Genomic DNA, 10,611 nt, shown 5'->3' with positions numbered 1-10,611 from the left:
GAAGGCGCAGGAGTTCCGGTTGTCATTCTCCTAACTTCCATCTCGACGATTTATGCTAATCAGCGCTGGGGAAAGAAGTCAGCGGGCTACCGAAACCAAGTCGGAAGCGCTTATAGCAAATGAATATGGGCTTGGCGGCTCCCCACTAAGGCTCGGACATTCAGCGATTTTAGAGAGCGCCAGAAAAGCAGACAATGAGCCTGAGTATTCCGGCCTGTCAGCCCATAGCAAAACGCCCCGCTTCTCTGGTTGAGAAGCGGGGCGTTTTTTGTTGGCAGAAGCGACTTACTTCTTGGGTTCGGTCAGTCCGCGTGCTTCCAGCATGGGCTGCACATTGGGCTGACGGCCCGCGAAGTTCTGGAACATCTGGAAATAATCCATCGTTCCGCCGCGGCTGAGCACGGTGTCGCGATAGTGGTCGCCATTGGCGCGGGTCAGGCCGCCATTGGCGCGGAACCATGCGCGGCTGTCACGGTCCAGCATTTCCGTCCAGAGGTAGGAATAATAGCCAGCCGAATAGCCGGTGGGGTCGGAGAAAATGTGACTGAAATAGCTGCTGCGGTAACGCGGCGGCACCAGATCAATTTCCAGCCCCAGTTCCTGCAACGACTTGCGTTCGAAGACATTGACCTTTTCCGGCGTGTCGATGGCAGCGGCCTGCGGGGCGCTGAGCGAATGCCATTTCATGTCCAGCAGCGCGGCTTCCACCACTTCGCCCAGCGCATAACCCTGGTTGAACTTGGATGCAGCGTCGATCTTCTGGATCAGTTCTGCGGGGATCTGCGCGCCGGTTTTGTAATGCTTGGCATAATTGGCCAGAATGACCGGATCTGCCGCCCACATTTCATTCACCTGGCTTGGATATTCCACAAAGTCACGCGCCGTTGCGGTGCCCGAAAGCGAGGAATATTTCTGGTTGGCGAAGAAGCCGTGCAGCGCATGGCCAAATTCGTGGAACATGGTTTCGACATTGTCGAAGCTGACCAGCTTGGGCTCGCCATCGGGTGCCTTGGGAATGTTGAGCACATTGTAGATGACAGGCTTGGTGCCATACAGATGGCTCTGGTCGACATAGTTCGACATCCACGCGCCGCCGCGCTTGTTGTCACGCTGGAACGGATCGAAATAGAATAGGCCGAGTTCCGAACCATCGCGGTCAAACACGGTGTAAGTGGTTACATCCGGGTGATAGACGGGCAGATCGGTGCGCTTCTTGAAGGTGAGGCCGTACAGCTTGTTGGCAGCAAAGAGCACGCCGTCTTCCAGCACCCGATCGACCTGGAAATAAGGGCGGGTGGCGCTTTCATCGAGGTCGTATTTCGCCTTGCGAACCTTTTCCGCATAGCGGTCCCAATCCCACGGCTGCACTTCGTAATTTCCGCCATCAGCCTTGATTTCCGTATTCAGCATCGCTGCTTCGCGGCGCTGCGTAGCGGCGAGGGCGGGAACCATCTGCTGCATGAAATCAAGCGCGGTCTTGGGGTTCTTGGCCATGCGATCATACATCACATAGCTGGCCCAGTCCGGCAGACCGAACAGCGCGGCTTTCTGCGCGCGCAGCTTGGCCACTTCGGCAATCAGCGTGCGGGTGTCATTGGCATCGCCTTTGTCGGCGCGGTGGAAGCCGGCCATGAACAGTTTTTCACGGGCATCGCGGTTTTCCATCGACGGCAACAGCGGCTGCTGCGTGGTGTTCTGCAGGGCAATGACGTATTTGCCGTCCACCCCCCGGCTGGTGGCAGTCTTGGCCGCAGATTCGATTTCAGCATCGGACAGTCCGGCCAGCATGGCCTTGTCTTCCACCACCAGCGCATTGTCCTTGGTGGCCTGCACCAGCCGCTGCGAAAATTCGGTGGTGATGGTGGACAGGCGGGTGTTGATCGCCTTCACCTGTTCCTTTTGCGCCGGCGTCAGCTTGGCACCGGCATGAACCATACTGTCGTAGGTTTCTTCCAGCAGCTTGGCGTCTTCGGGCGTCATGCTCATCGCGGCGCGCTTGTCATACACTGCCTGCACACGGGCAAACAGTTCAGGGTTCAGCGTGATGGCATCGCCATGCGCGGACAGCTTGGGGCTGATATCGGCGTCGATCGCCTTCAGCGTGTCATTGGTGTTGGCGCCGGTGAGGGCGAAAAACACGGTGGCAACGCGGCTCAGCATCTGGCCGGATGTTTCCATCGCTACAATCGTATTGGCGAATGTGGGCGCGGCCGGATTGTTCACAATGGCAGCGATTTCCGCATTCTGGATAGCCATCGCCTGCGCAAATGCAGGGGCATAATCGTCATCGGAAATCCTGGTGAAATCAGGCGCGTGAAACGGAAGATCGCTCCGCGAGGCGAAATAACCGGTTGCCTGCGGTATCGCGGCATCTGCGGTTGTCTGCGTGTCGGGCAACTCGCTGGCGGTATTCATCGTTGCGCATCCTGCAAGCAACGCGCTTGCGGCAACCGCGACCAATAGGTTGGCTTTCATGTTCTCTCCAATAATTTCAGGAGCGCGACCACTCACGCACCAATCTGGTTTCGTCTGTAACTGATCGCGCTTGAACCGGAGATTGATGAGAATTGCAACCGTCGCGCCAAAACTTGGCGCATAAATCGGATCAGGACGCACTGCTCCTTAAACAAGAGCATCGGTACAATGCACTCTACAGGCCAGCTTGACACGGCGCGCGTGGCACCGGGACAGGCAGGGCACGCGTCCTTCCATTGCAAATCATCCTTTTGGCCCCACATGGGCGTGGTCAGTTGCCCACCCATCCACACGCCATCCCTTCACGCGCTTGACAGCCCGGAACATTTGCGGAACACGCCACCTATGTCTCTTACCCAGATCTCCGTCCGTGGTGCCCGCGAACATAACCTCAAGGGCATTGATATCGACTTGCCGCGCGATGCTCTGATCGTGATCACCGGCCTGTCAGGTTCCGGCAAATCCAGCCTCGCATTCGACACCATCTATGCAGAAGGCCAGCGGCGCTACGTTGAAAGCCTGTCGGCCTATGCGCGCCAGTTTCTGGAAATGATGCAGAAGCCCGATGTCGAACATATCGACGGGCTGTCCCCTGCCATTTCCATCGAGCAGAAAACCACCAGCCGCAATCCGCGTTCGACGGTGGCGACGGTGACCGAAATCTACGATTACATGCGGCTGTTGTGGGCGCGTGTGGGGGTTCCCTATTCGCCCGCGACGGGCAAGCCGATTGAAGCGCAGACCGTGTCCAACATGGTCGACCGGGTGATGGAACTGCCCGAAGGCACGCGCCTGTACTTGCTCGCGCCGGTCGTGCGTGGCCGCAAGGGAGAATACCGCCGGGAACTGGCCGAATGGCAAAAGGCGGGCTTTACCCGGGTGCGGATTGACGGCGAAATGTATGCCATCGAAGAAGCGCCCGCGCTCGACAAGAAATTCAAGCATGACATTGAAGTGGTGGTGGACCGGCTGGCTGTGAAAGCGGGTCTCGAAACCCGGCTGGCTGACAGTTTTGAAACGGCTCTTAAACTGGCGGACGGGCTGGCTTTTGCTGACCTTGCCGATGGTGTAGTGCCGGGCCGCGAAGGGGAAGCAGATAGCGGCGGAGCGATGAAAGGCACGGGCATTCCGGCCAATCGCATCGTGTTCAGCGAGAAATTTGCCTGCCCGGTGTCCGGTTTCACGATTGAGGAAATCGAACCGCGCCTGTTTTCGTTCAACGCACCCCAAGGCGCCTGCCCAACGTGTGACGGGCTGGGCGAAAAGCAGTTGTTCGACCCGCAGCTGGTCGTCCCCAATGAAGCCTTGTCGCTGAAACAGGGCGCCGTGGTGCCGTGGGCCAAGTCCAACCCGCCGTCGCCCTATTACATGCAGGTGCTGGGCAGCCTGGCCAAGGAATTCGGCTTCGATCTTACCACCCCGTGGCAGGATCTGGCGGAGCAGAACCGGGAAATCATCCTGCATGGCACGCGCGGGCGCGCCGTCCCGCTCACCTTCAAGGATGGGCGCAAGCAATATACGGTCAAAAAATCATTTGAAGGCGTCATTGGCAACCTCAACCGCCGTCTGCTGCAGACTGACAGCGCGTGGATGCGGGATGAACTGGCAAAATTCCAGACCAGCCAGCCGTGCGAAACCTGCAATGGCGCGCGCCTCAATCCCAAGGCGCTGGCGGTGAAGATTGTCGGCACGGATATTGCCGCACCCACGCAAATGTCGGTGTCCGATGCTTATGCGTGGTTCGGCAGTCTGGAAGAAAAGCTGACCGGCCAGCAGCAGCAGATTGCCAAGGCGATCCTGAAGGAAATTAACGAACGCCTCGGCTTTCTTGACAATGTGGGGCTGGATTACCTTAATCTTGACCGCAAATCCGGCACGCTTTCAGGCGGTGAGAGCCAGCGCATCCGCCTTGCCAGCCAGATTGGCAGCGGGCTGTCCGGGGTGCTTTACGTGCTGGATGAACCGTCTATCGGCCTGCATCAGCGCGACAATGACCGCCTGCTGGAAACGCTGAAACGCCTGCGTGATCTGGGCAATACGGTCATCGTTGTGGAACATGACGAGGATGCCATCCGCCAGGCAGACCACGTGGTTGATATTGGCCCTGGCGCGGGCGTCCATGGCGGCGAAATCGTGGCCCAAGGAACGTTGAAGCAAGTGCTGCGGTCGAAAAAATCGCTCACCGCGCAATATCTCAATGGCACACGGAAAATTGAAATTCCGGCCCAGCGGCGCAAGGGCAATGGCCACAAGCTGACTGTGCATGGGGCACGGGCCAACAATCTCAAAAATGTCACTGCATCCATTCCGCTGGGCACTTTCACCTGCATTACCGGCGTATCGGGCAGCGGAAAATCATCCTTCACTATCGACACATTGCACGCGGGCGCAGCGCGCGCGCTGAACGGTGCGCGGGTGATTGCCGGCGCGCATGACAAGATTACCGGCCTGGAATATTGCGACAAGGTTATCGAAATCGACCAATCGCCTATTGGCCGCACTCCGCGTTCCAACCCGGCGACATATACCGGCGCTTTCACCCAGATCCGGGACTGGTTTGCCGGCCTGCCGGAAAGCAAGGCGCGCGGTTACAAGCCGGGCCGTTTCAGTTTCAACGTGAAAGGCGGGCGGTGCGAGGCATGTCAGGGTGATGGCCTGATCAAGATCGAAATGCATTTCCTGCCCGATGTTTATGTGACGTGCGAGGAATGCGGCGGCAAACGCTACAACCGCGAAACGCTGGAAGTGAAGTTCAAGGGTTTCAGCATTGCCGATGTCCTCGATATGACGATTGAAGATGCGGAGAGCTTTTTCAAGGCAGTCCCGTCCATCCGTGACAAGATGCACATGCTGAATGAAGTGGGCCTTGGCTACGTCAAGGTCGGCCAGCAGGCCACCACCCTTTCCGGCGGCGAGGCGCAGCGCGTGAAACTTGCCAAGGAATTGAGCAAGCGTTCCACCGGCCAGACATTGTATATTCTGGATGAACCCACCACCGGCCTCCATTTTGAAGATGTTCGCAAATTGCTGGAAGTGCTGCAACGTCTGGTAGAGCAGGGCAATTCGGTAGTGGTGATCGAACATAATCTTGATGTCATCAAGGTGGCCGACTGGATCGTGGATCTGGGGCCTGATGGCGGCGTCCGGGGCGGCGAAATTGTCGCAGAGGGCACCCCTGAGCACGTCGCCGCCAACCCGAGAAGTTTCACAGGCGGATATCTGAAAGCTATGCTGGCCTGATAAATCCCTGGCCTACAAGGAAGCCGGATGGTCAGTGGCCACGGGGTCGAACCTTGATCGGCCAGATTTGCTGGTTTCATCCGGCGTTGCAATGCGGTGCTTTTGCAGTCACGTTGAATTTTGGCGGCTGCAAACTCCGCTACCTTCCGGTCAGTGGGTAAGGCTGGCATGCCAAATGCAGCCTATTTGCAGGGCTGGCGCGAAAAATTTCAGGGAAAATAACTCCGGCCGTGTGGCCGGAAGCGATCTCAGCTGTCCAGCAGAGCCAGTTCAACATTGCCGTGGCCGCGCGCAACCAGACCGATTTGTGCCGCCGCAGCATGCGAAAGATCAATCAGGCGGCCATGGGCATAAGGCCCGCGATCATTGATGCGAACGGTCACTACCTTGCCATTGCTGGGGTTGGTGACTTGAACACGGGTTCCAAACGGCAGGGTCTTGTGCGCCGCTGTAAGGTCGCCCGGATTGAACCGTTCACCGCTTGCTGTGGGGCGTCCGGCAAAGCGTTTGCCGTAATAGCTGGCAATGCCACTGGCGATGGTGCGCAATGCAGGCTGCGGCGCGGTTTCGACCGGCGCTTCGATCGTGGTAATGTCTACTGCGCCTGCTGCTGCGTCAAAATCGCGGTTGGGTTTGGGCAGTGCAGCAAAGCTCTTCGAGAAATCAGCCTGATTTAATTCGGACTGATTTGCAGCTGAAGATCCTGCCAGTGCAGGGCCGCCGGATGTGGCTGGCAACACGCATGCTGCAACCAGGGCCAGTGTCCGAAGACGTGTGCGGCGCGAGATGATCGAATGTCCGTTCATGGTGGGAACCTAATACAAGCCCATCGGTTGAAGTGGCACCCAAACAAAGACTCCTCGTCCCGTTACCGGCTCCTTTGGTCGTAGATTAAACGGGCGGTAACCATGTTTTGGGGGAATTTTCCGTAAATCACCTGATTGATCTGCCGTGTTTGCGGTTCACGCATGGGCATCGATTCGCAGGGCAAATCCCACATTTAGGGTTGTTTTGACATATTAGCGGAAAGATATGGGGTATGGCGCACAAGTTGCTGGCCAATCCGCCCGCTCAATCCACCCAACGCACCAGCCATCTGGCGGAGCCCAAAAGCAAATGGGGCCGGCATTGCTGCCGACCCCACTCTCACCCGCGCGTGGCCTTCATAAGAAGGACTTGGCGACCGGTGTTTCGCCATTTCCGGGGCAAGCCCCAGATCTAGTTTCTGCACTGGCGCTCGCGCCGGCATCCGGTTCTTTCAGGTTCTGTTTCCAGTCCGAAGACTGTCTTCTTTCCCTTCCAGTTCCGAGACCGTTCATTCCATGTTGGCCAGGTTCCTCAAGCGGTTCTGCTCTTGCCGAAGCTCCAGCATTCCCATCGTTACCCGGCCGGTCTGTCCGGCCCGTTTCAGCAATACTTTCGCGTTCCGATCATTGGACAGCCCAGCGTCTGGCCGAAACCTTCTGCGAGGCGTCCTACTGGACCGCGTGGACAGTTGCCAAAACATCAGTCAGGGTCAAAATTTCATCCGATATCAAGTCGTTAGACCGTCAATCCGAGAAGGTTTTTCGCCTTTCCGATGACTTGAGACTGCGCTTCAAAGCCGAGTCGGGCAAGCAAGTTATCCACTGATCGCAAAATCTGCGGTGGACAGAGGTGGATAACTCAACAGCTCGTCGCAAGGACTACCGGTCGCGCTGGGCCAGCAGCCTCAGGCGCAGCGCGTTGAGTTTGATGAAGCCTTCCGCGTCCTGCTGATCATAAGCGCCGGCATCATCTTCAAAAGTGACATGGCGTTCAGAATAGAGGCTATCGGCTGATTTGCGCCCGACCACGCTGGCATTGCCCTTATACAGTTTGAGCCGGACAGTGCCGTTCACCTTGACCTGGCTAAGGTCGATGGCGGCCTGGAGCATTTCCCGTTCTGGCGAAAACCAGAAACCATTATAGATGAGTTCTGCATAGCGCGGCATCAACTCGTCCTTGAGATGGGCAGCGCCGCGATCCAGCGTGATCTGTTCGATACCGCGGTGCGCGCGCGCATAAATCTCGCCGCCGGGCGTTTCATACATTCCCCGGCTTTTCATGCCCACGAAGCGGTTTTCAACCAGATCCAGCCGGCCAATACCATGCTTGCGGCCAAGCACGTTGAGGGCTTCCAGCAAAGTCGCCGGGCTCATCGCCTCGCCATTAAGGGCGCAGCCGTCCCCGCCGGAAAAGTCGATGGTGATATATTCAGGCGTGTCGGGCGCGTCTTCGGGATTGACGGTGCGGGAATAGACGTAATCCGGAGTTTCTTCCCACGGGTCTTCCAGCACCTTACCTTCGCTGGAGGTATGCAGCATATTGGCATCGGTCGAAAACGGGCTGTCGCCTCGCTTGTCCTTGGGCACCGGAATCTGGTGCTGTTCTGCCCATGCGATCAGTGCCGTGCGCGAATTGAGATCCCACTCGCGCCACGGGGCGATGACCTTTACATCGGGCGCCAGCGCATAGGCGGACAGTTCGAAGCGAACCTGGTCATTACCCTTGCCAGTGGCGCCATGGGCAATGGCGTCTGCACCTGTTTCGCGGGCAATTTCGATCAGCCGTTTGGAAATGAGCGGGCGGGCAATGGATGTGCCCAGCAGGTAATCCCCTTCATAGCGGGCATTGGCGCGCATCATCGGGAAGACGAAATCGCGCACGAATTCCTCGCGCAGGTCGTCGATGTAGATATGGTCTTCAGGCACACCCATCAGGCGCGCTTTTTCGCGGGCAGGTTCCAGTTCTTCACCCTGGCCAAGATCAGCCGTAAAGGTGACCACTTCGCAATTGTAAGTCACCTGGAGCCATTTCAGGATAACGCTGGTGTCCAACCCGCCGGAATAGGCAAGGACGACTTTCTTGATGTCGGAAGGGGAGTGGGTGGCGGACATGGTGGCGGCTCCTGCAACGAATTCGCCGCGCGGGTATCAGGCGCAGGCGTCCATCACAATGTTTGAATCGCGTCACTCTGGCAGCAGACTGCCTTCTTCAAGCAGCGCACGTTCGCTTTCGCCGATATAATCGCGTGTCAGCGGCAGGGTCCGGCGGTTTTTCGCATATTGGATCTGGAAATTGCACATCCCGCCAGTTTCAAAAGCCGCAGTCGCGCCTGACAGGTAGAATGTCCACATGCGGAAAAAACGATCATCGAACATGGCTTCTATTTCGGACTTTTGCGCCATGCACCGGGCATACCATTGCCGCAGGGTCCTGGCATAATGCAGTCGCAGGGTTTCGACATCGGTCACGATCATGCGGGATTTTTCACTGGCTGCCACCGTTTCGCTCAACGCCGGGATATAGCCGCCGGGGAAAATATATTTGCGAGTGAACGCATCGGTCGAGCCGGGCCCGCCCATGCGGCCAATCGTATGCAGCAGCATCACCCCGTCTTCATTCAGAAGATTGGATGCGGCACGGAAAAATGTTTCGAATTGCGGCCTGCCGACATGTTCGAACATGCCGACCGAGACAATGCGATCATAAGTAATCTTCCGCTTGGCCAGATCGCGATAATCCATCAGTTCGAAGCGCACATAATCTGACACGCCAGCGTCCTGCGCCCGCTTTTCGGCAAGGTTCAGCTGTTCCTCGCTCAGCGTGATCCCTTTTACGCTGACATCGAAATTCTGCGCCAGATAGATAGCCATGCCGCCCCAGCCGCAGCCAATGTCGAGAACGCGCTGACCCGGCTCCAGCGCCAATTTGGCCGCGATATGGGCCAGCTTGGCTTCCTGCGCCTGCCCAAGCGTCATATCCTCGCGTGGCCAATAGGCGCAGCTATATTGCATATGTTCGCTGTCCAGCATCAGCTGATAGAGCGCGTTACCGATGTCATAATGGTGGGCGACATTGGCCTTGGCCGATGACTGGTGATTGATGGATTCCCTGGCGGCCATCACCCGGTCGAAAATGGTTCGCACCAGCCCTGTTGAATGCAGCGTCACGCCGCGTTCCCATGGCCGGTTGGCGCGCAACATGCCGACCAGTTCCATTACATCGCCTTTTTCGATGATCAGCCGCCCGTCGATATAGGCTTCGCCAGCGCCCAGCCGCGGGTCGCTGATGATCTGGCGGACGACCTTCGTGTCAGCCAGCCGGATACAGACATCGGGGAAACCGGCTTCCGGCTTGCCTAGCAAGGTCTGCTGACCATCTGCATACACTATGGACAACGTGCCGCGCGTGATGATCCGGCCTAAAATCCGGTCTAGCAAAGCTGCGCCTGCTGCCATGTTGTTCCTCCCTCCCAGCATATCTGCAAGAAATTGGATAAGAGTCTACGAGTAATTGCCGCAGGCCACATTTGACAATGTTGTTGAATGCTGCAGCAAATGACTGATGGCGACGCTAGAGTCACGCTGCCCGAAACCCGAGCCGGCTGCTTTGCGAAAAATGTGGTTTGTGGGTGCAAATACGCTACACTACAGCATGTCAGGCGCCAAAACCGCTCCCACCAGCGCGAATGTCAGCGACTTCATTGCCGCGATCGCACCTGTTTCGAAACGCGATGACGCGATTTTGATCGATGGGATATATCGCCGCATTACCGGGCATGATCCAGCCATGTGGGGGCCATCCATAATCGGTTACGGGAGCTATCATACCACCTATGCCAGCGGCCGGGAGGTCCATTGGCTGAGAGCCGGTTTTTCCCCACGCAAGGCGAAGCACAGTTTTTATCTGATGGGCGGATATTGCGACGATTTGTCACAGGGCAGACGTCAACAGAAGTTCCACGCGCTGGGCAAGCATGCGCTCGGCAAAAGCTGCCTATACATCAACCGGCTGGACGACGTGGACCTGACCGTGCTGGAAGAAATTCTGGTCGAAGACTGGGCTATCATGGACCGGCTTTTCCCGCTTTGA

General features: G+C 57.5%; 6 protein-coding genes. 2 read left to right on the top strand and 4 right to left on the bottom strand.

Annotated elements, in window-relative coordinates; translation table 11 throughout:
- Nucleotides 1-285 precede the first annotated feature (285 nt).
- Nucleotides 286-2,415, bottom strand: a complete 2,130-nt coding sequence (locus tag GRI44_RS06605; protein ID WP_232842994.1) for a M3 family metallopeptidase — start codon at nt 2,413-2,415, stop codon at nt 286-288.
- 405 nt (nt 2,416-2,820) lie between these two features.
- Between GRI44_RS06605 and uvrA the strand changes: the two genes are divergently transcribed.
- On the top strand, nt 2,821-5,715 hold the full coding sequence (uvrA, locus tag GRI44_RS06600; RefSeq protein WP_160600580.1) for an excinuclease ABC subunit UvrA: 2,895 nt from the start codon (nt 2,821-2,823) through the stop codon (nt 5,713-5,715).
- Nucleotides 5,716-5,963: 248 nt separating this feature from the next.
- On the opposite strand, the gene GRI44_RS06595 is transcribed toward uvrA, so the two are convergent.
- The 3 genes from GRI44_RS06595 to GRI44_RS06585 form a co-directional block, all read right to left on the bottom strand.
- Nucleotides 5,964-6,521, bottom strand: coding sequence for a septal ring lytic transglycosylase RlpA family protein (locus GRI44_RS06595; RefSeq protein WP_160600579.1), 558 nt, complete (start codon nt 6,519-6,521; stop codon nt 5,964-5,966).
- Nucleotides 6,522-7,400: 879 nt separating this feature from the next.
- Entirely contained in the window at nt 7,401-8,633 is a 1,233-nt protein-coding gene (locus tag GRI44_RS06590) for an argininosuccinate synthase (protein ID WP_160600578.1), read from the bottom strand.
- A gap of 72 nt (nt 8,634-8,705) precedes the next feature.
- Nucleotides 8,706-9,977, bottom strand: coding sequence for an SAM-dependent methyltransferase (locus GRI44_RS06585; protein ID WP_160600577.1), 1,272 nt, complete (start codon nt 9,975-9,977; stop codon nt 8,706-8,708).
- A gap of 196 nt (nt 9,978-10,173) precedes the next feature.
- Between GRI44_RS06585 and GRI44_RS06580 the strand changes: the two genes are divergently transcribed.
- On the top strand, nt 10,174-10,611 hold the full coding sequence (locus GRI44_RS06580; RefSeq protein WP_160600576.1) for a DUF1801 domain-containing protein: 438 nt from the start codon (nt 10,174-10,176) through the stop codon (nt 10,609-10,611).

The organism is Allopontixanthobacter confluentis, from assembly GCF_009827615.1.
GTDB lineage: Bacteria > Pseudomonadota > Alphaproteobacteria > Sphingomonadales > Sphingomonadaceae > Allopontixanthobacter > Allopontixanthobacter confluentis.
This window is presented reverse-complemented; position numbering and strand designations above follow the sequence as displayed.

Excerpts from the sequence above, each read along its gene's own strand:
- GRI44_RS06605 (WP_232842994.1), bottom strand. The coding sequence starts at position 2,415 with ATGAATACCGCCAGCGAGTTGCCCGACACGCAGACAACCGCAGATGCC.
- GRI44_RS06590 (WP_160600578.1), bottom strand. The coding sequence starts at position 8,633 with ATGTCCGCCACCCACTCCCCTTCCGACATCAAGAAAGTCGTCCTTGCC.
- GRI44_RS06595 (WP_160600579.1), bottom strand. The coding sequence starts at position 6,521 with ATGAACGGACATTCGATCATCTCGCGCCGCACACGTCTTCGGACACTG.
- GRI44_RS06585 (WP_160600577.1), bottom strand. The coding sequence starts at position 9,977 with ATGGCAGCAGGCGCAGCTTTGCTAGACCGGATTTTAGGCCGGATCATC.
- GRI44_RS06580 (WP_160600576.1), top strand. The coding sequence starts at position 10,174 with ATGTCAGGCGCCAAAACCGCTCCCACCAGCGCGAATGTCAGCGACTTC.
- uvrA (WP_160600580.1), top strand. The coding sequence starts at position 2,821 with ATGTCTCTTACCCAGATCTCCGTCCGTGGTGCCCGCGAACATAACCTC.